The sequence below is a fragment of the Maritimibacter sp. HL-12 genome, assembly GCF_900177545.1.
Classification (GTDB): domain Bacteria; phylum Pseudomonadota; class Alphaproteobacteria; order Rhodobacterales; family Rhodobacteraceae; genus Sinisalibacter.
In genome coordinates, this window is record NZ_FXBQ01000001.1 from 3066259 (window position 1) to 3089547 (window position 23289).

Genomic DNA, 23289 nt, shown 5'->3' on the forward strand with positions numbered 1-23289 from the left:
GGGCACCGGTGTCCGGTTGCCCGGGTCGCCATGACTTTCCCAGCGAAAGGTGAAGTTTTGCTTAGCCCCGGCCCGAAAAAAAGGCCCGGGCCGCCGCGTCATGGGCCGGGCCGGGGCCGACAAGGCGCGCCCGACACCGCGCCCGAGGTCGGTCTGGCCGCGGTCTCTGGACGGCCCCGGCGGGGCGCACTAATGTGGCGCGCAGCGGGCGGAAGACAGAGGCAGAGCGCGATGCGGATCACGATCGTTACGGCCGTCTTCAATGCGCAAGCGACCGTGGCCGACGCGATCGGCAGCGTTGCCGCACAAAGCCATCCCGATCTTGAGCACCTTGTCATCGACGGTGGCTCCACCGATGGCACCCTCGACGCGATCCGGTCGTGCGATTGCGACCGGCTCGCCCTGGTCAGTGAGCCGGATGACGGCATCTACGACGCTTTGAACAAAGGGATTTCCCGGGCCACCGGGGAGGTGGTGGGATTGGTTCACGCCGACGATTTTCTGGCGCACCGGGACGTGATCAAACAGGTTGCAGAGGCGTTTTCCGACCCCGAGGTCGATGCGGTCTATGGCGATCTCGATTATGTCGCCGCCAGCGACAGCGCCCGGATCATCCGGCACTGGAAGGCCGGTGCCTTTCGCCCCGCGCGGCTGAAATGGGGCTGGATGCCGCCACACCCGACCTTGTTCCTCCGGCGTCGGGTTTTCGAGGCGCACGGCCTCTACGATACCGGTTTCCGGATTGCCGCCGATTATGATGCCGTCCTGCGCTATTTCGGAACCGGCACTCTCTGCGCGGTCTACCTGCCCGAGGTGCTCGTCAAGATGCGGGTCGGCGGTGAAAGCAACCGCAGCCTTGAGCGGATCTGGACCAAGAGCAGGGAAGACTATGCCGCGATCAGGCGGAACCGGGTTGGCGGCGTGCCAACGCTGATTGCGAAAAACCTCTCCAAGCTGCCGCAGTTCTTCCTGCGGTCCTGAGGCGCGGCACCGGGGCGGGCCCTGCCTTCAGAGCCGGCGCACATCGTCTTGCGGCACCGAAACCCGGGTGGCTTGCCCCATCAGGTCGATCAGCAGCCAGACCCGGCGATCGGGTTCGATGGTTTCAACCTTGGCGACGAACTCGGCAAAAGGCCCCTTGGTGAGCCGGACTTCCTGCCCTTCGACGAGGTCTTCCAGCGGCACCACCACGCCTTCCGCGTCGCACCGGGCCCGCAGGTTTTCGACCAATGCATCCGGCACCGTCGCGGGGGCCCCGCCGAGGTTCACCAGCCGGGTGATCCCCAAGGTGGAATTCACGCTGCGCCAGCCCGATTGAACCGGGTCGAAGGCAATGAAGATATAGCCGGGAAACAGCGGCGCATGGCTCTCGATGAACCGGCCAGACTGGCGGCGGGTGACGCGGGTCATCGGCAGAAACACCTCGAAGCCTTGCCGCAGGAGGTTGCGCTCGGCGATCCGGTGACTGTTGGGCTTGATCTGGGCAAGGTACCAGCCCCGGCCATTTGATGCGGATGTCATGCGGGTCCTCTTCGCGGCTTGCCGCCACTAAGACCCGGGCACGGCGCGTTTGCAAGGGTGACCGGCTGCCCGCGCGGATCATCGGCAACAAGCCGACGCTGTTGCACCGGGGCCGCGTTTCCCGGATCGCCATGAACCCGATTTTAACGGCCCCCGGCGTATTTGATTCGACATGGAAAGTCGTGCCTTTCAATCGTGCCCGGGGCCTCGGTCCTCGTGCGGTAGCTTGCCCGGATGACGCCGGGTCGTGAGCCTTTCCGCGGCAACGGCCCGCCGGTGGCGCAGCCGATGGCAACGCGCGGCGGGGAACCGCGGGCATGGCCCCACGGCGGCGTCTCGGGCGATCCGCACCGGCCGGCCCCGCCCGGCGTCCGCACCGCAGCGCGCCTGCCGCAAGCGCCCGGGTCCTTGCCGCGCGGGCCCATCTTGCTCACTCTCCTCGTGCTCACGATCGCGATGCTCGGCGCAAGCATCCTGGCCTCCGTGCCGCTTACGAGCGCCGGTGTGCACCTGCTCAACACCGCTATTCCTGCCGCCATCGCGCTGGGCTTCTCCGGCATGGCGCTGTGGTTGGTGACGGCATCGCCGGCCCTGATCTGGACCCCGGCGGTGATGTTCTTCGCCCATCTCGCGGTTTTCCGGGGCCTCGGCCCGCTGGTCTACGTGATGGGCACCGAGGCGACCCGGGCGAAGGTTTTCAGCGGTGTCTGGGGGCTCTCGCCGGAAGAACTGCTGGCAACCCACGTGCTCAACCTGGTTGGGGCGGTTGCGGTTGTTGCCGGCATTGCGCTGGTGGCCTTGCGGGTGCCCCGGGCGACCCGAAGCGCTCAGTTTGGCGCGCGCGACGTCGGTGTGCCCGCGGCGGCGGTCACGCTGTTGCTGACCGGGGCGCTGGTGCGCTACGGCGTCGTGATCCCGGTGACCTTCGGGGTTACGGAAAACCACCTGCCGGGATCCGTGCTCAAGCTGCGCTACCTCCTCGATCTCGGGTTTGCCCTGCTCGCCTACCTTGCGGCAACGCGGCGGGGAACGTGGGTGCTCGTGTTCTGGGTTCTGTTTCCGCTCCACCTCTTCACCCTTGTCCTCGAGTTCAAGAAGTCGGCGGTGGTGATCGGCCTGATGCTGCCGGTGCTCGGGGCCTACCTCGCCAACGGAAAGCTCCGGCCGCTGGTGCTGCGCACCCTCGCGATCGGGTGCCTGATCGTGATGTTCCATCCGACGGTCAAGTCGGCCCGGGCCGAGATGACCTTGCTCTCGGGCGACGCATTCGGTGCCACCTTCTCGCAACGCGTCGAGATCCTGCAGGGTCTGGCCTTCGGCGGGCCAGGGTCTGCAACCGAGGTCATGTCGGCAAAACCCGAGCAGGTTGGCTGGATAAGGCTCTCATATGCGGCGCAACAGGCCATCGCCATGGGCTGGTACGACGCGGGCGCTCCGCAAGACACGGTGTCGGACGCGTGGAAGGTGTTCGTGCCGCGGATGTTCTGGCCCGACAAACCCACCTTTTCCGAATTGGGGCGCAACTTCTACATCGCCGTGACCGGCGGCGACGGGGCCTTGTTCGGCCTCACGGTGTTTGCCGACGGCTACCTCAATCACGGCTGGGGTGGCGTACTCGCCATCGGTCTGTTGACCGGGGTTTTCTTCGGGCTGACATCGCATTTTGCCCTCCGGGTGGTGAACCGGCGCGATTTTGCCCTGCTGCCCGCCGTGTTTTTTGCCATGGACATGGCCTTGCGGGAAATGAACAGCTGGATCCTCACCGGGATCGTCGGGCAGATCCCGTTTTTCCTCGCCTATGTCGGGCTGGTCAGCCTGAGCCGGTTCGCAGGCCGTGCGAGGCAGGCGGGATGACCATGCGCCTGCCCAGACTGTTCCTTGTCGGCGCACCGAAATGCGGCACCACGTCGCTGGCGGCCTGGCTCGGGGCACATCCGGGCGTCTTCATGTCGACGCCGAAAGAGCCCGGCTTTTTTGCCCCGGACGTCGCCTCTTCGCGCCGGGCGCACAGGCTGCACGATTACGGCGCGCTGTTTCGCAGGGCCGGGGAGACGCAGGTTCTGGCCGAGGCGTCAACGAGTTACCTCCGGTCCCGGATCGCGGTTGCCCGGATTCTCACGGCCGTTCCGGGGGCCCGTTTCGTCGTCTGCCTGCGCAACCCGATCGACATGGCACCGTCGGTGCATGGCCAGTTGCTACGCACCGGCCGCGAGCCGATCGCCGACTTCGAAACCGCGTGGCACACGCAGGCCGCGCGCAAACGCGCGCCAACGCCCCGACGCGACGATCACAACCCCGCCGATCTCCAATATGCCGAGATGTGTCGCCTCGGGGCGCAGGTCGAGGCATTTCTGGCCGTCGCGCCGCGGACCCGGGTCCGGTTCGTTTTCCTCGACGACCTCAAGGCAGATCCGGCGGCAATCTACCGCGAAACCCTGGCCTTCGCGGGCTTGCCCGACGACGGGCGGCGCGACTTTCCGGTTTTCAACGCCCGCCGTACGCCGCGATCTCCGCGCTTTGCGCAGGCCAGCCACCGCGCGTCCGCCACCTTGCGGTTGCTGGGCATCGGGGCCGGCACGGGTCTCGGCACGATGCTCAACCGTTGGAATGAAACGCCCGTGGACCCGGCTGCAGCCGCCCCCGGTCCGGGTCTCGCCCGGCTGCTGCGGGATACCTTTCACGACGACATCCTGCGCCTCGCCCGCGCCACCGGGCGCAATCTTGACCACTGGCTCGAGGAGCATCCTGCGACATGACCGCAACCCGGCACAGCCAAGGCCGTTCCCCGAAGGTCTTGCAGATCATGCGGCCCGATCGTGGCGCCTACAGCATCGAGCGGGTCTTTGGCGATATCCGCGCGGCGATGGGCGACGATCTCGATGTGACGGCATGGGTCTGCCCGCATCCGTCGCGCGGGGTTCTGCCCCGGCTGCGCGGTGCGCTCTCCGCCGCCGGCCAGAGCGCCGACGTGTTTCACGTAACCGGCGATGCCCATTACCTCGCGCTGTTCCTGCCGCGCGCCCGCACGGTCCTGACCGTGCATGACTGCGAGTTCGTCCGGCGGGCCCGCGGCCTCAAGCGCGCCTTGCTGTGGCTGTTCTGGCTTCGCCTCCCGGTTGCCCGAGCGGCCCGGGTTCTGGTGCCGTCGCAAGCGGCGCGGCGCGACCTGAGCGCGCTGGTCGGGATCGGGCCCGATACCATCGAGGTGGTCGAAAACCCGGTCTCAACGGGGTTTCAACCGCAGCCCGAAGCGCGCCACCCGGGCCGGTTTCGGATCCTCCAGGTCGGCACCAAGGCCAACAAGAACGTCGAGCGGCTTGCTGCCGCCCTGTCGGGGCTCGATGTCGAGCTGCATATCGTCGGGCGTCCGACGCCGGCGCAGGTTGCCGCCCTGCGTGCGGCCGGCGTGGCGTTCACCTGGCGCGAGGGATTGAGCGACGAGGCGATCCGCGCCGCCTACCGCGACTGTGACGCGCTTGCCTTCTGTTCCTTGTCGGAAGGCTTCGGTCTGCCGATCCTCGAAGCGCAAACCGTCGGGCGTCCGGTGGTGACGAGCAATCGCGCCCCGATGACGGAGGTTGCCGGCGGTGCCGCCGTCTTCGTCGATCCGGAAGATGTTGGTTCGATCCGCGAGGCTTTCCGGCGGTTGATCGACGAGCCGGCATTGCGCCGCGCCCTGGTGGCCAGCGGAGTCGACAATGCCGGGCGCTATCATCCGGGCATCGCCGCCGCCGCCCATGAAAAGGTCTACCGCGCGCTCGCGGGTTTCGCGCAGGCCGGACAATGATGGGGTGGGCCGATCTCTGGCGCCGCCGCCTGTCGGACCTGGTCGAACGCGTTCCAAGGCTCTATCGGCTCATCCTGATCGCGCGTCATCGCAATTCTCCGTTTCTGCGACGGATCGTGTCGCCGGGCCACGATCTGGTGATCGAGGGGTTTCCGCGCAGTGCCAACAGCTTCGCGGTCAGCGCCTTCATGTTCGCCAATGGCTGGCGCGATCCGCGGATCGCCACCCATGCCCACAGCCCGGCGCAGGTGCACCTCGCCGCGCGCTGGGGCGTGCCGACGATCCTCCTGATCCGCCGCCCCGAAGCGGCAATCATCGGCTGGATGGCCTATGCCAGCCAGCGCGGGCCGCGCGCGGGGCAGGGCATGAGCCCGGCGCTCAAGCTCGCCTGGGTGCGGGCGCAAACCCTGAGATACGCACGGTTTTATGAACGCACGACGCCGCTTGGCCAGCATTTCGTGCTGGCAACCTTCGAGGAGGTCACGCGCGATCTCGGCGTGGTCATCGCGCGATTGAACGCCAAGTTCGGCTGCGATTTCGCGCCGTTCCGCCACACCCCTCAAACCCAGGCGCGGGTCTTCGCATTCGGACGGCGCCACTTGTCGCCCGACCCTGCGCGCGATGCCCTGAAGGCCGAGTTCGCCGCGCTCTACCATGCGCGCGGCAACGAAGCCCCGCGGCGACGGGCCGAGGCGGCCTACCGCGCGGCGCTGGTCAACGCATGCCCGCGCGCCGGTGCGGGGGCGACGACCGGTCAACACGGCGATGCGCGTCGGCGCGACCTGCCGGCCGGCGGGCGGCAGGGCATCGGCCCGGTCGAAAGGATCTGACGCCATGCCGTTTCCCCCCGATCACGGAGCGCCACCCATTCCCATCCCAAGTATTGCGGGCCGGATCATCGAGGCGGCATCGTGTTCCTCCGTGGGCAGGTCTGCCTCCGCGCGCCGGGGCAGGGTCCGCCGCGCCGTGCACCGCGCGCAGCGGCAGCCGACCAACCCGCGCGCGCGCCGTTACCCTGTTGGCCCCTGCAAGGGTCCATTCTTGGCCCATCGCCCGACCTTGGGGGAGGTCCGGCGGCTCGGCCTCTTGCCGGAGCGACCGGTCGTCATGCTGGCGGTTTTCCGCGGCGTCCGCACCCCCCTTGCGCGCGCATTGGCGGCCCGGGCCGAGATCGCGCCGCGGGATCGCGCCCGCCGCGCCCGGCACCGGCCCGCGGCCGGTTTCGATCTCGGTCGCGACGACCGCAGCGCGGGGGACGCGGCGCTGCGATTGAAACGGTTGCGCGCGGAGTGCGAACACCTCAGAGCCCGGATCGGGGCGGCGCTCGCGGCCATGCCCCGGACAGGATGTTGGCCAAATCCGGCGCTTGACTGCGTCGGCCTGCGGGCGCTGTCCGCGCGGCGGGGGGGCAGGCGGCTTTCAACCGCCGGTTTTGAAGCCGCCGGCGATGTGCCCGGACCGGGGGCCGCATGATCGGCGCACGGCCAGACCGGATCGGCGTGGCGGCGGCATCCGTCCTGCGGGCGCGCCTCGTGCGGGCGCTGGGATTGCGCGTCGCGCTCATGGCCGTCAGTTTTTCCAGCGCGATCCTGCTCACCCGCGTGCTTGGGCCGCAGGAATACGGCGTCTACGTCTTCGCGATGGCGGTGATGACGGTTTTTGCCCTGCCCGGGCAGGCCGGCCTGCCGACGTTCATGGTCCGCAAGCTGGCCTTTCTCGGCGTCGACAACGATTGGGGCCGGGTGTTGGGATTGGTTTCGCGCGTGCGGTGGCTGATCCTCGGCTACAGCCTCGTTGCGGCGATCGGCCTCTACCTTGTTGCACAGCTTGCATTCGGTGGCGGTCTCGACGATGCGCGCGGCCGCGCGCTCCTGTGGTCGGCGATGCTGTTGCCCGGCGTGATCCTCGTAACCGTCACCGGCGCCAGCCTGCGCGGCCTCGATCACCTCGCGCTGGGCCAGACGGTCGAAACCCTGTTGCGCCCGGCCGGATTCCTCGTTGTCGTGGCACTCGTGCTGGTCTGCGCCGTCAATCTGGATGCGGGCCGGGCCATCGCCCTGCACGGGCTCGCAGCCTGGATCGCGGCGCTTGCGGCCCTCGCGCTTCATCGCCACGCCCTGACCCCGGCGCGTGGCATCGCACCCCGGCGATACGGCAACGCCGAGGTCTTGCGCGATCTCGCCCCCTTTACCCTGGTTGCAGGGGTCCAACTCGTCATTGCCCAGACCGACGTGGTGATGATCGGGGTGATGCGACCTTCCGAGGAAGCCGGCCATTACCAGGTCGCGTTGCAATGGGCCAACCTCGTGCTGATCGCCCAGCAGGCGGTCTTGATGGTCGCGGGGCCAACCATTGCCCGCGCCTACCGCCGAGGCGATCTGGCCGATGTGCAGGCAACCCTGACCTATTCGGCCCGCCTCGTCTTTGCCACTGCCTTGCCGATTGCCGCGGTGCTGTTGCTGTTCGGCCCGCAGATCATCGCGGCCACCTTCGGAACCGCCTATGCGCCTGCCTTCGCCGCGCTCTGGGTGCTGGCGCTGGGCCAGCTTGTATACGCGAGCTTCGGCGCGATCGTGGCGCTGGCAAAGATGGTGGGCATGGAACGGCGGCTGCTCGGCCTCGTGTCCGTCGCCGCGCTGATCAACCTCGGACTGAACCTGGTGCTGATCCCGGCGCATGGCATCTTCGGGGCAGCAGTGGCCGGGATCATCGCCGATTTTTCGTGGAAAAGCATTCTCGTTGTCTCGATCTGGCGCAAGCTGGGCCTGGCGTCCTTTCCCGTCGGGGCAGGGCACGCCGCCGCCCTGCGGGCCAGCACCATTCCGGGGGGCGGTTGATGGCGCGTATCCTCCATGTGCTGCCCGCGTTTCTGCCCGCAACCCTCTGGGGAGGCCCGGTTTTCTCCACCGCCGCGATGTGCCGGGCGGGGGCAGGACCGGGTCGGCACAGGGTGCGGGTTCTGACCACGGACGCGCAATCCCCGGTGTCGCGATCGCGGCTGGATCTGTCGGAGAACCCGGCGCGGTTCGATCCCGGCTTCGAGGTTCACTATGCCCGTCGCGCGTTCGGGCGCAGCGGGTCGTGGGAAATGCTCGCGCGGCTCCCGGCCATGGTCGCCGAGGCCGATCTGGTGCATCTGTCGATGAGCTATTCCTTCCCGACCTTGCCGACGATCCTTGCTTGCCGTCTTCTGCGCAAACCGCTGGTCTGGTCGCCCCGGGGGGCGATCCAGGCCACCGAGGAATGGCCCGATGCGCCGCGCAAGGGTGTGAAACGGGCTTTCGAACGCCTCGCCCGATGGATGCTTCCGCGCGATACGGTGCTGCATGTCACCTCGCAGGCGGAAGCCCGCGCGACGGCGCGGCGCATGCCGGGTGTGGCGATCCGCACGATCCCCAATTGCGTGCCGCTGCCGTCCCGCCCGGTTGCCCGACGCTTTCGGCCGGCCGGGCAGTTGCGGTTGGTTCATCTCGGCCGCCTGCACCCGAAGAAGGGCCTCGAGACCCTGATCGAGGCGCTCGCCTGCTTGCCGGACCATATCACGCTGACGGTCGCGGGCGGCGGCGCGCCTGGGTATGAAACCGCCCTCGCCAACCGCGTCCGCGCGCTGGGCCTCGCGCACCGGGTGGCGTTTCTCGGCCATGTCGAGGGTGCCGCCAAGCGCCAGGCGCTGGCGGCGGCGGATGCCTTCGTATCGCCAACCCTGTCGGAGAATTTCGGCATCGCGATTGCCGAGGCGCTGGCGTCTGGATTGCCGGTTGTCACGACAAGGGCTGCGCCCTGGGCCGAGATCGAACGGTATCGGTGCGGGCTGTGGATCGAACCCGGTCAGGCCCCGCTTGCCGCCGCCTTGCGCGCGTTGGATGCGTGCAGCGGCGATGAGCTGGCCGCGTGGGGGCTTCGCGGGCAACGGCTTGTTTCGGAACAGTTTTCCGAGGCTGTTGTCGGGGCGCGACTGGTTGCGCTCTATGCCGAATGCCTCGGCGACGGCTCGATCTCCGGGAGCGCCGAGACGCCCGGGGACCGCGATCGGCGGGGCCGGAACTCCGACGAGACCCGTGAGGTGGCATGGCACACCCGAGGATAACCGTCGCCATGCTCGGCGCCCGGATGCACTACGCGGTGCCGCGTATTCTGCATCAGGCCGGGATGTTGCATGCCCTGGTCACGGACGCCTATCTCGGCGATGGCGCTCTGCGCCGGGGGCTTGCCCGCCTGGCTGGGTTGCCGGGCATGGGCGCGCGGTTGCGACCGGCGCTGGGCCGCTACCACCCGGACCTGAGCGGCGCAACCATCGTGCAAGCGCCCGGCACCGCGCTCATCGTCCATGCACGGCGAAAGCGCGCCCGCGACAAGGCGGATTGGCGCGCGGCAAAGCACCTGGGCGCACGCCAACTTGCCGCTTTGATCGAGCGCGATCCGCCCCGCGAAGGGGGGGGGTCCTCGCCTTTCACGAGGCCGCGCTCGAATGTTTTGAACGCGCCAGCGCCCGTGGCAACGGCCGCATCCTCGAACAAAGCGTGCTTGCCCGCCCGGTGGCGGCGCGGCTTCTGGCAGGTGAGATCGCCGAATGGGCGCATTGGTATCGGCCAACCGGGTTGCCGATCATCGACCTTGCCTCCTTCGCGCGATCGCAGCGCGAGTGGGAATTGGCAGACCTGATCCTTGCCGGGTCCGATTTCGTTGGCCAATCGCTGGTTGCCTGCGGGGTTTCGCCGTCCCGGATCGCCGTGATCCCCTACGGGATCGACATTCCAGCCTGCCCCGCGCGCATGCCGGATTATGCTGGCGATCGCCCGTTGCGGCTGCTGTTTGCCGGCGCGAGCGATCTGCGCAAGGGCATTCATCACCTCTTGCGCGCGGTCGATCGGCTTGGCCCGCGCGCGGTCGAGCTGCGGGTGGCAGGAGGGGTTGGCCTCAAGCCGGAGATCGTGACGCGGTATGCCGCCACGGCGCGATTTCTCGGTCAGGTTCCGAGGCAGGATATGGCGCGGCACTTCGACTGGGCCGATGCCTTCGTCCTGCCGTCGCTGGTCGAAGGCTCCGCGACCGTGACCTACGAAGCCCTCGCCCGAAGGCTCCCCGTGGTGGCGACGCCGAATGCCGGGTCGATTGTAACCGACGATGTCGAAGGCCGGATCGTCGCGCCGGCCTCGGCGGCGGCGTTGGTGGAGGCACTGTCGGCCTATGTCGATGACCCGGCGCTGCTGCGCCGCCACGCGGCCGGGGCACGCGCGGCGCGGGAAAGGGCATCCTTCGCGCGCTACGCCCGCGATCTGACCGAAACGCTTTGCGCCCGGAGTCCGCTGCGATGAGCGTTTGGACCAGACCGGGACCGGGGGGCGAAGCGGTGCCTGGCCGCGACATCGTCGTGCTCGCGCTGCGGCGTTCCGGCACCACCGCGCTTTGGCGGCTGCTCAGGCAGGACCCGCGCCATGTTTGCTATGACGAACCGTTCAACCCCTTGCTGCGCCGGTTGCCGGCCAACAATGCCAAGCGCACGTGGGACGAGTTCATCGCCCTGCAAGCGCACGATCCCGCAACATGGGCGGCGCGCTTCGCGCCGGTGGATCGCGCCGGGGAGTTTTTCGAGGCGATGACCCCGGCGCAGGCGGATTATCTCGCATTTCTCTCGGAACGGGGGCCGGTGGTGATCGACGAAACCCGGGCGTTCGGCAAGCTCGAGGGGATCTGCGCGGTGCTTGACCGGCCGGTGGTCATCCACCTCCATCGTCACCCGGTGGCGTTTGCCTCGTCTCACATGATCGCCTCGCAAAACCCGGGGTTCATGCGCCGCCACCTCCACCGGCTCGGCTTTTTCCGGCGCTGGTTTCGCTATGACAGCTGGGGGATGGAAGCGCATTGGCGCCCGCCGCTGCGGGCACGCACCGAAGCGTGGCTGCGCGCCGAGGCTGTCGTGCCGCCCGCGCCGCGCGCGCCCGCCATCCACAAGCTGCTGGCGATCTGGCTTGCAAGCTATCGGCAGTTGGAGCGTGACGGGCGGCACCATGCCGGCGAGCGCTTCCTCTCGCTGTCTTTCGAGGCATTCTGCCGGTCGCCCGCGCCGTGGCTGGCGGCGATCTACCGGTTGGCCGGGCGGGCACCGCATGGCGTGGATTGCAGCGCTCTGCACCCCGCTTCGCCCGGCTACCGGCCCGGCGATCCACGCTGGCAGGCGGCGGCCAGGGCGGTGGGTTTCACGCCCGACGAATTGGCGCGGTTCTTCGCGCCCGGCGCGCCGCCGGCAACCGTGCCGCCCGGCCAGGCCGCGACCGCGGCCGCATTTCCCTCCTCGCAAAACGAAAGGACAGCATCATGACCGCCATTCTCGGGCTCAATGCCTTTCACCCCGATGCTTCGGCCTGCCTTGTTGTCGATGGAAAGCTTGTCGGCGCGGTGGCGGAGGAACGGCTTGGCGCGCGGCGCAAACACACGATGGAGTTTCCCCAGAACGCGATCCGCTGGGTGTTGCAGGATGCGGGTTTGCGGCTGCGCGATGTCACTCATGTCGCCATCGCGCGAAATCCCGGCGCGAACCTTGCTGCCAAGACCGCGCACCTCCTGCGCAACCCGTCACTTGCGCTCGGGGCCGCCGCGCGCCACCTGACCCGAAAGAAGTCCATGCAGGCCTCGCTCGGAAATCTCGCCGAAATCTGCGGCGAAGATCCGCAAAAGGTTCGATACAAGCTGCACGCGGTCGAGCATCACCTGGCGCATATTGCCAGCGCCTACTACCTGTCGCCGTTCGAGGCGCTCACCGCCGGGTTTTCCTATGATGGCTCGGGCGATTTTGCCAGTGCGATGGCGGCGCGCTGCGAGGGGCCGCGGATCGACGTGCTCAAACGACGCCGGCTGCCCGACAGTCTTGGCCATTTCTACACCGCGATGTGCCAGTTCATCGGCTTCGACCGCTTCGGCGAGGAATACAAGGTCATGGGCCTCGCGCCCTATGGCGAAGACCGCTTCGACGCGGCACTTTCAAGGCTTCTCGGGCTGGATGCGACTCGCTGGTTCCGTCTGAACCCGGCCTATTTCGACATCGCGCGCGGGTTTCGCGACGCGCGTTTCGAGGTGGGCGGCGAGATGCGTCTGGGACGGATCTATTCCGACAAGCTGGTCGACCTGCTTGGGTCCCCACGCACCCGGTCCCAGCCGATTGGCCAGCGCGAAATGGATATCGCGCGCTCGACGCAGACGCGTTTCGAGGCGGCGGCAACGCAGGTCTTGCGCGATATCGGCACCCGGGTGCCCTTGACCCGCCTCGCGATGGCAGGGGGAAGTGCTCTGAACGGGGTGATGAACGCGCGCATCCTGCGCGATTTCCCTGTCGACCAGATGTATCTTCAGGCAGCCGCCTCCGACGATGGCACCGCCATCGGGGCCGCCTATCATTGCTGGCACATGGGGATGGGGCGCGAGGCGCGGTTCGAGATGACCCACGCCTTCTGGGGCCCCGAATATCCAGACTGGCGCATCCGCCAGGCGATCGAGGCGGCGGGGCTGAGGTATCATACCTGCCGCAGCGAGGCCGAGCTGGTTGCGCTCGCCGCCGATTACATCGCCGAGGGGGCCGTGGTGGGGTGGTACCAGGGGCGCGCGGAATGGGGGCCGCGCGCGCTCGGCAACCGCTCGATCCTGGCCAACCCGGCGATCGCCGACATGAAGGCCACCATCAACCGCAAGATCAAGAAGCGTGAATCGTTCCGGCCCTTCGCGCCCTCGGTGCTGCGCGAGGAGGTGGGCCGGTTCTTCGAACAGGACATCGAAAGCCCGTTCATGATGCACGTGGTGAAATTCAAGCCGAAATGGCGCAAGCGCTTCCCCGCGGTCACCCATGTCGATGGCACCGGGCGGTTGCAAAGCGTCGATGCCGCGAACAACCCGCTCTACTACAAGCTGATCAGCGCCATCAAGGCGCGCACGGGGTATGGCATCGTGCTCAACACCAGCTTCAACGAGAACGAGCCGATCGTCGATACCCCCGAACAGGCGATCTCGGTCTACGCCCGCACCGAGATGGATGTTCTGGTGCTCGGTAACCATGTGTTGGTGAAACCCGAATATGGTGGTCGGCGGTAGTCGTCGGGTTGCGTAACGGCAATTGCGACGGCACGACACAACTCATGCGGGAGGCCCCAACCGTTGACGAAACGCGCGCTCATCACCGGGATCACCGGGCAAGACGGGTCGTATCTGGCCGAATTCCTTCTTGAAAAGGGTTACGAGGTGCACGGGATCATGCGCCGCGCCTCGTCGTTCAACAGCCAGCGGATCGACCATATCTACCAGCACCCGCAGGCCCAAAACCCAGCTCTCATCCTGCATTACGGCGATCTTGGCGACACCTCGAACCTCACCCGCATCCTGCGCGAGGTGGCACCGGACGAGGTTTATAACCTCGGCGCCCAGAGCCATGTCGCGGTGAGCTTCGAGGCACCGGAATACACCGCCGATGTCGATGCCCTCGGCACCCTGCGGCTGCTGGAGGCGATCCGCATTCTCGGCCTCGAATACAAGACACGGTTCTACCAGGCGTCGAGTTCGGAGTTGTATGGTCTGGTGCAAGCGAGCCCGCAAACAGAGCAAACGCCGTTTCACCCGCGCAGCCCCTACGGCGTCGCGAAGCTCTATGCCTACTGGATCACCGTGAACTACCGCGAGGCTTACGGGATGTATGCCTGCAACGGCATCCTGTTCAACCACGAGAGCCCGCGGCGGGGCGAAACCTTCGTCACCCGCAAGATAACCCGCGGGCTGGCCAACATCGCGCAAGGGCTGGAGGATTGCCTCTACATGGGCAACATCGACGCGCGGCGCGACTGGGGGCACGCGAAGGATTACGTGCGGATGCAATGGTTGATGTTGCAGCAGAAAAACCCGGAGGACTACGTGATCGCCACCGGCACGCAGCATTCGGTGCGCGATTTCATCACCTGGTCGGCGGCGGAACTGGGGATCACGCTGCGTTTCGACGGAGCCGGGTTGCAGGAGCGCGGCATTGTCGAAGCGGTCGCGGGCGACGCGGCACCGGCGGTTCGTCCGGGACAGACGATCATCCGCATCGACCCGCGCTATTTCCGCCCCGCTGAAGTTGAAACGCTGCTCGGGGACGCCGGCAAGGCACGCCGGAAGCTCGGCTGGGAGCCGCGAATCTCGGCGCGCGACCTCTGCGCCGAAATGGTTGCGGCAGATCTCGAAGTGGCGCGGCAAACGGCCCTGTTGAAATCCCATGGCTTCGAACAGCCGATTGCCTGCAGACAATGAGACCGCGATGAAGACCTTCGTTTCCGGGCATGCCGGTCTGGTTGGCAGCGCGCTCCTGCGCAAGCTCCGTGCCCGCGGGCAACCATGTGTCACACGTAGCCGGGCCGCGCTCGATCTGACCGACCAGGCCGCCGTGCGCGCCTTTTTCCGGGCGGAACAGCCCGACCTCGTCATCCATGCGGCGGCCAAGGTTGGCGGCATCGGTGCCAACGCGGCCTTTCCGGCGGATTTCATCCACCAGAACCTCGCGATGGCGGTGAACGTCGTGCACGAGGCGCATGCCGCAGGGGTCAGGCGGCTGATGTTTCTCGGCTCGTCCTGCATCTACCCGCGACTCGCCCGCCAGCCGGTCCCGGAAGAGGATCTGCTTTCCGGCCCGCTTGAACCCACAAACGCGCCCTACGCGGTGGCCAAAATCGCCGGGCTCACGATGTGCGAGAGCTACAACCGCCAGCACGCAACCGCCTTTCGCACCGTCATGCCCACCAACCTCTACGGCCCGGGCGACACCTTCGATACCGAAGCCGGCCACGTCGTGCCGGCCCTGATCCGCCGGTTCCACGACGCGGTGCGCGCGGGTGCCCGCGAGGTGGTGGTCTGGGGCTCCGGTGCGCCGCTGCGGGAGTTTCTGCATGTCGACGACATGGCCGACGCCACGCTGTTCCTGCTTGATCTCGACGACGAGACCTATGCGCGCGCCCGCGCACCCGGGGCCAGCCATTTCAATATCGGCTCGGGGGAAGAAGTCTCGATCGGCGCATTGGCGCAGCTTGTCGCGAAGGTGACGGGGTTTTCGGGCCGGATCGTTTTCGATCGCACCCGCCCCGATGGCACCCCCCGCAAACGGCTCGATACCCGCCGGTTGTCCGGCCTCGGCTGGCGGCCCTCGATCCCGCTGGAAGCGGGCATTGCCCAGACCTACGCCTGGTTCCTGGCACAGGGCCGGGGTGAGGCCGGTTCGGAGGAGAACCCTGGGCCGATCAACGATGCCTGCGCCCGGTTCTAGCCGCGCCGCCGCCGCCTGCGCCCGCCGCCGGACTCGCCGCCGCCGGTGAACGCCGGCTCGGGCAAGGGCACCGCCGCGCGCAGCAGCGGGAAGGGGTCGGTGGCGTTCGGCATCGCCGTGGCGGCGACGAAATGCTCCTGGAAGCGCGGCTCCACCGCGGTTTCGATCTTCTCGATCTCGCGGACCACGGCCTCGATCTCGGCCCGCGCGCCGACATTGAGCAGCGCGATCCGCGCACCGGTGCCGGCGGCGTTGCCGGCCGAGGTCACCTTGTCGAGCGGCACATCGGGGATCATCCCGAGCACCATCGCGTGCTTGGCCGAGATATGCGCGCCGAAGGCACCGGCGAGCACCACGCGATCAACCTTGTCGACGTCGCGCTTGTCCATCAAGAGCCGCGCGCCGGCGTAGAGCGCGGCCTTGGCCATCTGGATCGCGCGGATGTCGTGGTTGGTGACGGTGATGCGTGGGTGGGTCTCGTCGCCGTTCCAGAGCACGTAAGCCTGGGTGCGGCCGTCGGCGATGCAGCGGGTCGTGCCGGTTTCCTCCGCCGTGCCAATCAGCCCCTTGGCATCGACGATCCCGGCCATGCGCATCTCGGCCATCACCTCGATGATGCCCGAGCCGCAGATGCCGGTGAGCCCGGTGCCCGCGATCGCCTCGGCAAAGGCCGGATCATCCGACCACAGATCGCTGCCGATCACCCGGAACCGCGGCTCCTTCGTCACCGGGTCGATCTCGACCCGCTCGATCGCGCCCGGTGCCGCGCGCTGGCCCGCGCTGATCTGCGCCCCCTCGAAGGCCGGGCCGGTGGGCGAGGAACAGGCCTGCACGCCCGTGCGGTCCCCGAGCAGGATCTCGGCGTTGGTCCCAACATCGACCACCAGCACGAGATCGTCCGACTTGTGCGGCTGCTCCGAGAGCGCCACGGCGGCGGCATCGGCCCCGACATGCCCCGCGATCAGCGGCAGCACGTAGGCCCGCGCCCCGGGCGCGAGATCGAGCCCGAGATCGGCGGCGCGCAAGGATTGCGCCGCGCCGGTGGCGAGCGCGAAAGGCGCTTGGCCCAGTTCGTAAGGATCGAGCCCGAGGAACAGGTGATGCATCACCGGGTTCATCACGAAGGCGCTGTCGAGCAGGGTGTCGCGGCCGATCCCGGCTTCCTCGATCAGCGCGTCGATCAGCGCGTTCAGCCCCTCGCGCACGGCATTGGTGAGTTCATCCGCGCCGCCGGGGTTCATCATCGCGTGGCTGACCCGGCTCATCACGTCTTCGCCAAAGCGGATCTGCGGGTTCATCAGGCCCGACGAGGCCAGCACCTCGCCGCTGGCCAGATCGGTCAGGTGCCCTGCGATGGTGGTGGAGCCGATATCGACGGCGATCCCGTGCGCCTTGTCATGAAACTCCGGCCAGAGCGCGATCACCTGCGGCGGGCCGTGGCGATGCACCGCGGCGGTGACCGCCCATTTGCCCGCCCGCAGCGTCTTTTGCAGGGCCGGGAGCAGGTGACGGTCGAAGCCGAGCGTCTCCAGCCCCATCTCGGACTTGAGCGCTGAAAGCAGGCGTTCGAGATCGCCTTCGGGGGCGTGCATGTCGGGCTCGGGCACCTCGACGTAATGCAGCCGGATCGCCGGATCGAGCACGATGTCGCGGGCCTCGGCGCGCTTGCGCACGACCTGTTTGTGGACCTGGCTCTCGGGCGGCACGTCGATCACCACGTCGGCCACGATCTGGGCCTGGCAGCCGAGGCGGCGGCCCGGTTTCAGCCCGCGCACACGGTCATAGCGTTCCTCGACGGCGTTGACCGGGCTGAGCGCATCCTCGGCCACGGTGATGCCATGCTTGGCATGCGACCCGTAGGACGGCGTGACCTGGCATTTCGAGCAGATCCCGCGCCCGCCGCAGACCGAATCGAGGTCAACCCCCAACTGCCGCGCGGCGGTGAGCACCGGCGTGCCCGCGGCAACGCGGCCGCGTTTGCCCGAGGGCATGAAGATCACCAGGGGGTCGGTATCGGCCATGGGCATGTCTCCTTGCCCGCCTTTGTAGCGGGCGGGGGCAGAGAGGCAAGCGCCCGGGGGCGACATGGCGCGGCGCGGTCTCGACATTGCGCGCGCCCTGACGACTTCGTGATCCTTTCAGCCCGGCGGCGACTGGCCCCAGGGATAGGGCCGCAGGAAGGTGGCAAACCCGTTCGCCAGGTCGATCACCACGCCGGCGGGCGAGATCTCCACCAGTTCGCCCAACGCGATGCGGTCTCCGAGCGTGCCGGTGATGATATCGCCGTCCGACATCCGGATGATCGCGCGCATCGCGTCGTCCGGCCCGGCAACCCCGAGCAGCGCCACCTCATCGAGCGGAATAACCCCGCGCCGGGTGGCGTTTTCGGCAACAAATGCGTTGGGTGCGCCGCCATGAGCCGCAGTTTCCATGCCTGATCCTTCCAAGTCCTTCTGGAACCCGGGAAGCATGGCACGGGGAGGGTTAAGGCGGGTTTAAGCATCGAGCAGCGCGGCGAAGTCGGCCCCGGCGGCGGCGTGGATCTCGGCAAGCCGTGCCGGCGAGATCCCCTCGCGCTGCGCCGCGTAGAGCGCATTGCCCGGGTGCGGTTGCAGGCGCGCAAGCTCGCCCGGCGGGCCGGGCACAAGGTTGCAGGCCACCGGCTCACCGGGCGCGAAGCCCGGCAGCGCATTCGCGGCCCAGGCGAAACAGCCGGCGAAGGGCCTGCCATCCGCCCGCGCCGAAAGCCAGCCCTGCCAGCTTTCCTCGCTCACGCTGGCCCATGTCTCGAAGCCGAAGACGGTGCGCGCGCCGGTGATCGGCAGCAGCAGGAGCGCGCGCAGGAAGCGGTGGCCCTGCATCGTGCAATAGGTCGGCGAAAGCCGGTCATCGCCAACCTCCAGAGCCTTTTCTCCCTTCGGCAACGGCCCGTGCGGCCAGCCATCGGGGGCGTCGAAGGGCAGGGTGATGAGCCCGCCGCGCGCCGCGAGCTTCTGCCAGCGCGGATCGTCCTGCAGGTCGGTGTCGGTCATTCGGCGGCCTTTACCGCGAACCCCTTGGCGATCATGTCGGAGGGGGCGACGGGGTATTCGCCGGAGAAACAGGCGTCGCAGTATTGCGGCTGGTTCTGATTGCGGCCCTTCGCCTCGCCGACGGCGCGGTAGAGCCCGTCGAGCGAGATGAACCTGAGACTGTCGACATCGAGATGGGCGCACATCTCGTCCTCGCTCATGGTGGCGGCGAGAAGCTTGCCGCGTTCGGGGGTGTCGACGCCGTAGAAACAGGGCCACGCGGTGGGCGGCGACGCGATGCGGAAATGCACTTCCCTGGCACCGGCGTCGAGGATCATCTCGCGGATCTTCTGGCTGGTGGTGCCGCGCACCACGCTGTCGTCGACGAGGATCACCCGCTTGCCCTCGATCAGCGCGCGGTTGACGTTGAGCTTGAGCCGCACGCCCATGTTGCGGATCTGCTCGGTGGGCTCGATGAAGGTGCGGCCCATGTACTGGTTGCGGGTGATGCCGAGGCCGAAGGGAATGCCGCTTTCGGCGGCATAGCCGATCGCGGCGGGGGTGCCGCTGTCGGGCACCGGGCAGACCAGATCGGCGTCCACCGGGGCCTCGCGCGCCAGTTCCACACCGATCTGGCGGCGGGTTTCATAAACCGAGCGGCCGCCGAGGATCGAATCGGGGCGCGAGAAATAGACGTGTTCGAAGATGCAGAAGCGCGGTTTCAGCCGCTCGAAGGGGTGGTAGCTCTGAACCCCCCCGTCGGCGGAGATCACCACCATTTCGCCAGGCTCGACCTCGCGCACGAATTCCGCGCCGATGATGTCGAGCGCGCAGGTCTCCGACGACAGCACCCAGCCATCGCCGACGCGCCCCAGAACCAGTGGCCGCACCCCGAGCGCATCGCGCACCCCGATCAGCTTGGTGCGGGTCATCGCGACGACGGAAAACGCGCCCTCGATCCGGCGCAGCGCGTCTTTCATCCGCTCGGGGATGTTCTTCTGGATCGAGCGCGCCATCAGGTGGATGATGCATTCGCTGTCGGAGGAGGACTGGAAGATCGACCCGCGTTCGATCAGCTCGCGGCGGATCGCCTCGGCGTTGGTGATGTTGCCGTTATGTGCGATCGCGGCCCCGCCCATGGCGAACTCGCCGAAGAACGGCTGCACGTCGCGAATCGCCGTGGCCCCCTTGGAGCCGGCGGTGGAATAGCGCACGTGGCCGATGCCGATGGTGCCGGGCAGGGTTTCCATCAGGCTGGCGCGGGTGAAGTTGTCGCGCACCAGCCCGAAGCGGTGTGCCGACTGGAAGCCGGATTCCGGTGCGAAGGTGATGATCCCGCCCGCTTCCTGCCCGCGATGTTGCAGCGCATGCATGCCGAGGGCGACGAAATTGGCGGCATCCGTCACGCCAACCACGCCGAAGACACCGCATTCCTCCCTGAGCTTGTCGTCGTCGAAAGGATGGGCGGGCGGCAAAGCGGCGCAGGAAGTCATGGCGGCTCCGAATCCTGTGATCGCGGGTTGCCCTCTCATAAGGCGTCGTTGCCGGAGTGTCACGCACCCGCGGTGCCGCCGTAACAGTTTTATGACTCTCGCACCACCCGTTCGGTCGGTCTGCGCGCGATGATGAACACCGCGTCGCGCGGGCCGGGTTGCCAGCGCTCCTCGATCTCGAAGCCGCGCGCGGCGATGGCCGCGGCAAGCTCGTCGGGGCTGAAGCTGCTGAGCCGGGGTGCGAGACCGAGCCTTGCCAGCAGAGGCAGAACCATCCGCAGCGGCAGCGACATCGTTGCCATGCAGGCGGTGGAGGAGACGAAGATCCCGCCCGGCCGGGTCAGCGCCCAGGCCCTGTCGAGCGCGCCGCGCCAATCCGGGATCAGGTGCAGAAGCGACAGCATCAGCACCGCGTCCCAGGGCCGCGAGGTGTCGATCTCGTCGAGCGCCGCGCAGTCGAAAACCACGTTCTCCACAGCCTCGCGCGCAGCCCTTTCGCGGCCATGCGCCAGCATCTTTTCGGAGAAATCGACGGCGCGCACCCGTTTGACGTGGGGCGCATGCGCAATCGCGGTAGTGCCTGTGCCACAGCCGATTTCGAGCAATTCCCAGTCGGGTTGGAGCCGCGCCCGGGTTTGCGCCAGCTTGCGGGCATAGCTCGCCTCGTCGGCCGGAGGCTGGCGCGCGTATCTTGCGGAAATACGGTCCCAGAACCGGGCGGGATTGGTCATCACACTCTCCGCCCGAAAGCCTGCGCAGCCGATGCCTTCAGGTCAAGATCAGTTGTCGGGGCCGGAAGCCGTGCAGGACGATACCAGCGTCTCGTAGCGTTCCACGATCCAGCCCGGCGCATCGTCGGGGATCTGTTCATCGATCTTGCCGGAGGTGCGGGCAAACACCTTGGCGGTGCGCGAATCGTCGACCATGGCGATGCTCTCGGTCACGATGACCCGGTCGTAGATCACCAGCGCGATGGCCACCAGCAGCAGGCCGCGCAGCACGCCGAAGACGAAGCCGAGAGCCTGGTCGACGCCGCCGAGCGCCGAGCGCTGGATTGCCGAGGAAAACAGCGGTGTGAAGATCGACACCACCACCAGCGCGAGCGCCAGAACGCCGGCGAAGGCGGCGATCACCGACAACTCGCAGCTATCGGCGATGAAATCGCGCAACACCGGGATTTCGCGGATCAGCGGCACTGCCCGGGGAGCGAACATGTAGGCCACAACCGCCGCGATTACCCAGCCCGCGATCGACATCCCTTCCCGAACGAAGCCCCGCGAGTAGGCCAGGATGGCCGAGACCAGGATGACCAGCGCGACGATCCCGTCGACAATCGTGAAACCGTCCATGTGTTCGCTTCCCTACTCAGGCGCTCACCCCGCGCCGAAAACCTCGCCGACGAAGCTCACCAGATCGTCCATCGTGCGGACACGCATCCCCGAGCCTTCCCCAAATTTCGAGCCTGCCGGGGCAATAGCCGTTGTGAAACCAAGTTTTTGCGCTTCTTTCAACCTGTTTTCCGCCTGCGACACCGGGCGAAGCGCCCCGGAGAGCGAGATTTCACCGAAAACCACGGTTTCGGGCGGCACGCCGACGTCTTCGCGGGCAGAAAGAAGCGCCGCGGCCACCGCGAGATCGGCGGCCGGTTCGGATATCTTCATGCCTCCCGCGACGTTGAGGTAGACATCGAGCCCGGCGAAGGGGATGCCCACCCGCGCCTCCAGCACCGCGAGGATCATCGCCAGCCGTCCGGCGTCCCAGCCCAGCACCGAGCGGCGCGGCTGGGCCAGCGGCGAGGGGGCCACGAGGGCCTGCAGCTCCACCAGCACCGGGCGGGTGCCCTCGATCCCGGCAAAGACCACTGAGCCGGGGGCGGGTTTTTCGCGTTCCGACAGGAACAGCGCGGAAGGATTGGCCACTTCCGCCAGCCCGCCGCCGGTCATCTCGAAAACGCCGATCTCGTCGGCCGGGCCGAAGCGGTTCTTGACCGCGCGCAGGATGCGGAACTGGTGGCCGCGCTCGCCCTCGAAATAGAGCACGGTATCGACCATGTGCTCGACCACGCGCGGGCCTGCGATCTGGCCGTCCTTGGTGACGTGGCCGACCAGCACCACCGACACGCCGTGGCGCTTGGCGAAACTGGTCAACTCATGCGAAGCGGCGCGCACCTGCGCCACCGAGCCGGGCGCGCTCTCGACGTTGTCGGCCCACATCGTCTGGATCGAATCGATCACCGCGAGGTCGGGTTTCTCGGCCTCAAGCGTGGTCAGGATATCGCGCAGGTTGGTTTCGGCGGCGAGCCGCACGGGGGCGTCGGTGAGGCCCAGCCGGGCCGCCCGCATGCGCACCTGCGCGCTTGCTTCCTCGCCGGAAACATAGATGCATTTCAATCCCTTGCGGGCGAAACTTGCCGCGGCTTGCAAGAGCAGGGTGGATTTGCCGATGCCCGGATCGCCGCCCACGAGGATGGCGCTTGCGGGCACCAGCCCGCCGCCCAGCACCCGGTCGAACTCCTCGACCCCCGAGCGCGCGCGCGGCGGCGGCGCTTCCTCGGTGGCGAGGTCGGTCAGCATCACCGGCGTGCCGCGCCGACCGCCCAGCGTTTTCGACGCGGGGCCCGCCGAGAGCGGCTTTTCCTCGACAATGCTGTTCCACGCGCCGCAAGCCTCGCAGCGGCCCGACCACTTGGTATGCGAAGCCCCGCAGGCCTGGCAGGTGAAGGAGGGTGCCTTGGCCATCAGCTCATGCCTCGCGCGCTTGTGGCCGCCGCCGCCTCGTGGTGGCCCAGGCCAGTATGATCGAGGCCAGCACGCAGGCGGTGAACAGATAGAGCCCCCAGCCGGTTTCGACCCGGGCAAAACCGGCCCCCTTCAGCACCACGATGTAGAGCGCGATCAGGAACACGTCGGCCATTGCCAGCCGGCCGAGGTGTTCCAGCACCGGCAGCACCCGCCGCCGCATCAGCCCGAACTGGATCAGGGCAAGGCCGATCACCTTGAGCATCGGTGCGAAGATCGCGAAGAAGGTCACCAGAAGCGCCAGCGCCACGTCGGTTTCCCACAGCGCCTGCAGCCCCGAGATCACGCTGATTTCCTCCAGCCCGAAGAACGGCAGGTCGATCCCGGCGCGCAGCAACGGTGCGAACCACGAGACCGGAAAGAGCACGACGAGCGCGAGGTTGAAAAGCCGGAGCCAGTTCATGCCCCC

The 23289-nt window shown here is 67.8% G+C and carries 21 protein-coding genes; 12 read left to right on the forward strand and 9 right to left on the reverse strand.

Annotation, left to right across the window (positions count from 1 at the left end; translation table 11 throughout):
• Positions 1 to 231: 231 nt before the first annotated feature.
• Positions 232 to 981 (forward strand): glycosyltransferase family 2 protein, encoded by a 750-nt coding sequence (locus B9Y97_RS15150; RefSeq protein ID WP_085527530.1) that lies wholly within the window; start codon positions 232 to 234, stop codon positions 979 to 981.
• Positions 982 to 1008: 27 nt separating this feature from the next.
• Here the strand turns inward: B9Y97_RS15150 and B9Y97_RS15155 are convergent, their stop codons facing one another.
• The gene (locus B9Y97_RS15155; RefSeq protein WP_085527531.1) at positions 1009 to 1521 is read right to left on the reverse strand and encodes a transcription termination/antitermination protein NusG; all 513 of its coding nucleotides are present in this window, start codon (positions 1519 to 1521) and stop codon (positions 1009 to 1011) included.
• Positions 1522 to 1947: 426 nt separating this feature from the next.
• Between B9Y97_RS15155 and B9Y97_RS15160 the strand changes: the two genes are divergently transcribed.
• From B9Y97_RS15160 to B9Y97_RS15215, 11 genes are all read left to right on the forward strand, one after another.
• Positions 1948 to 3375 (forward strand): hypothetical protein, encoded by a 1428-nt coding sequence (locus B9Y97_RS15160; protein ID WP_139828339.1) that lies wholly within the window; start codon positions 1948 to 1950, stop codon positions 3373 to 3375.
• Between the two features lie 2 nt (positions 3376 to 3377).
• Positions 3378 to 4277 (forward strand): sulfotransferase family protein, encoded by a 900-nt coding sequence (locus B9Y97_RS15165; protein WP_139828340.1) that lies wholly within the window; start codon positions 3378 to 3380, stop codon positions 4275 to 4277.
• Positions 4274 to 5308, forward strand: coding sequence for a glycosyltransferase family 4 protein (locus tag B9Y97_RS15170; protein ID WP_085527534.1), 1035 nt, complete (start codon positions 4274 to 4276; stop codon positions 5306 to 5308). The genes B9Y97_RS15165 and B9Y97_RS15170 overlap by 4 nt, the downstream gene beginning before the upstream one ends.
• The gene (locus B9Y97_RS15175; protein WP_139828341.1) at positions 5305 to 6138 is read left to right on the forward strand and encodes a hypothetical protein; all 834 of its coding nucleotides are present in this window, start codon (positions 5305 to 5307) and stop codon (positions 6136 to 6138) included. The genes B9Y97_RS15170 and B9Y97_RS15175 overlap by 4 nt, the downstream gene beginning before the upstream one ends.
• A 639-nt stretch (positions 6139 to 6777) precedes the next feature.
• Complete coding sequence (locus tag B9Y97_RS15185) at positions 6778 to 8145, forward strand: oligosaccharide flippase family protein (protein WP_085527537.1); 1368 nt, start codon at positions 6778 to 6780, stop codon at positions 8143 to 8145.
• Positions 8145 to 9395: a glycosyltransferase gene (locus tag B9Y97_RS15190; protein WP_085527538.1), complete on the forward strand. Its 1251-nt coding sequence runs from the start codon at positions 8145 to 8147 to the stop codon at positions 9393 to 9395. Before B9Y97_RS15185 ends, B9Y97_RS15190 begins: the two co-directional genes overlap by 1 nt.
• A 448-nt stretch (positions 9396 to 9843) precedes the next feature.
• Positions 9844 to 10623 carry a glycosyltransferase family 4 protein gene (locus tag B9Y97_RS18195; protein ID WP_176224389.1) on the forward strand — a complete coding sequence of 260 codons (780 nt, stop codon included), beginning with the start codon at positions 9844 to 9846 and terminating at the stop codon, positions 10621 to 10623.
• Complete coding sequence (locus B9Y97_RS15200) at positions 10620 to 11627, forward strand: sulfotransferase (RefSeq protein ID WP_085527540.1); 1008 nt, start codon at positions 10620 to 10622, stop codon at positions 11625 to 11627. Before B9Y97_RS18195 ends, B9Y97_RS15200 begins: the two co-directional genes overlap by 4 nt.
• Positions 11624 to 13387 carry a carbamoyltransferase family protein gene (locus B9Y97_RS15205; RefSeq protein ID WP_085527541.1) on the forward strand — a complete coding sequence of 588 codons (1764 nt, stop codon included), beginning with the start codon at positions 11624 to 11626 and terminating at the stop codon, positions 13385 to 13387. Before B9Y97_RS15200 ends, B9Y97_RS15205 begins: the two co-directional genes overlap by 4 nt.
• Positions 13388 to 13450: 63 nt before the next feature.
• The gene (gene gmd / locus B9Y97_RS15210) at positions 13451 to 14572 is read left to right on the forward strand and encodes a GDP-mannose 4,6-dehydratase (protein WP_085527542.1); all 1122 of its coding nucleotides are present in this window, start codon (positions 13451 to 13453) and stop codon (positions 14570 to 14572) included.
• Between the two features lie 7 nt (positions 14573 to 14579).
• Complete coding sequence (locus B9Y97_RS15215) at positions 14580 to 15578, forward strand: GDP-L-fucose synthase family protein (protein WP_085527543.1); 999 nt, start codon at positions 14580 to 14582, stop codon at positions 15576 to 15578.
• On the opposite strand, the gene B9Y97_RS15220 is transcribed toward B9Y97_RS15215, so the two are convergent.
• The 8 genes from B9Y97_RS15220 to B9Y97_RS15255 all read right to left on the reverse strand — a co-directional run bounded on the left by B9Y97_RS15220 (position 15575) and on the right by B9Y97_RS15255 (position 23283).
• Positions 15575 to 17599, reverse strand: a complete 2025-nt coding sequence (locus B9Y97_RS15220) for an ASKHA domain-containing protein (RefSeq protein ID WP_085527544.1) — start codon at positions 17597 to 17599, stop codon at positions 15575 to 15577. The two genes, B9Y97_RS15215 and B9Y97_RS15220, sit on opposite strands and share 4 nt — an antisense overlap.
• 117 nt (positions 17600 to 17716) lie before the next feature.
• Entirely contained in the window at positions 17717 to 18010 is a 294-nt protein-coding gene (locus B9Y97_RS15225) for a hypothetical protein (RefSeq protein ID WP_085527545.1), read from the reverse strand.
• Between the two features lie 63 nt (positions 18011 to 18073).
• The gene (locus B9Y97_RS15230; RefSeq protein WP_085527546.1) at positions 18074 to 18610 is read right to left on the reverse strand and encodes a DUF2199 domain-containing protein; all 537 of its coding nucleotides are present in this window, start codon (positions 18608 to 18610) and stop codon (positions 18074 to 18076) included.
• A complete protein-coding gene (gene purF / locus B9Y97_RS15235) occupies positions 18607 to 20082 on the reverse strand; it encodes an amidophosphoribosyltransferase (RefSeq protein WP_139828342.1) in 1476 nt (491 codons plus the stop codon). The genes B9Y97_RS15230 and purF overlap by 4 nt, the downstream gene beginning before the upstream one ends.
• 89 nt (positions 20083 to 20171) lie before the next feature.
• The gene (locus B9Y97_RS15240) at positions 20172 to 20813 is read right to left on the reverse strand and encodes a class I SAM-dependent methyltransferase (protein WP_085527547.1); all 642 of its coding nucleotides are present in this window, start codon (positions 20811 to 20813) and stop codon (positions 20172 to 20174) included.
• A gap of 48 nt (positions 20814 to 20861) precedes the next feature.
• Positions 20862 to 21431 (reverse strand): CvpA family protein, encoded by a 570-nt coding sequence (locus tag B9Y97_RS15245; protein WP_085527548.1) that lies wholly within the window; start codon positions 21429 to 21431, stop codon positions 20862 to 20864.
• A 24-nt stretch (positions 21432 to 21455) separates the two neighbouring features.
• Complete coding sequence (gene radA, locus B9Y97_RS15250) at positions 21456 to 22820, reverse strand: DNA repair protein RadA (protein WP_085527549.1); 1365 nt, start codon at positions 22818 to 22820, stop codon at positions 21456 to 21458.
• A 4-nt stretch (positions 22821 to 22824) separates the two neighbouring features.
• Entirely contained in the window at positions 22825 to 23283 is a 459-nt protein-coding gene (locus tag B9Y97_RS15255; protein WP_085527550.1) for a paraquat-inducible protein A, read from the reverse strand.
• Between the last annotated feature and the right edge of the window lie 6 nt (positions 23284 to 23289).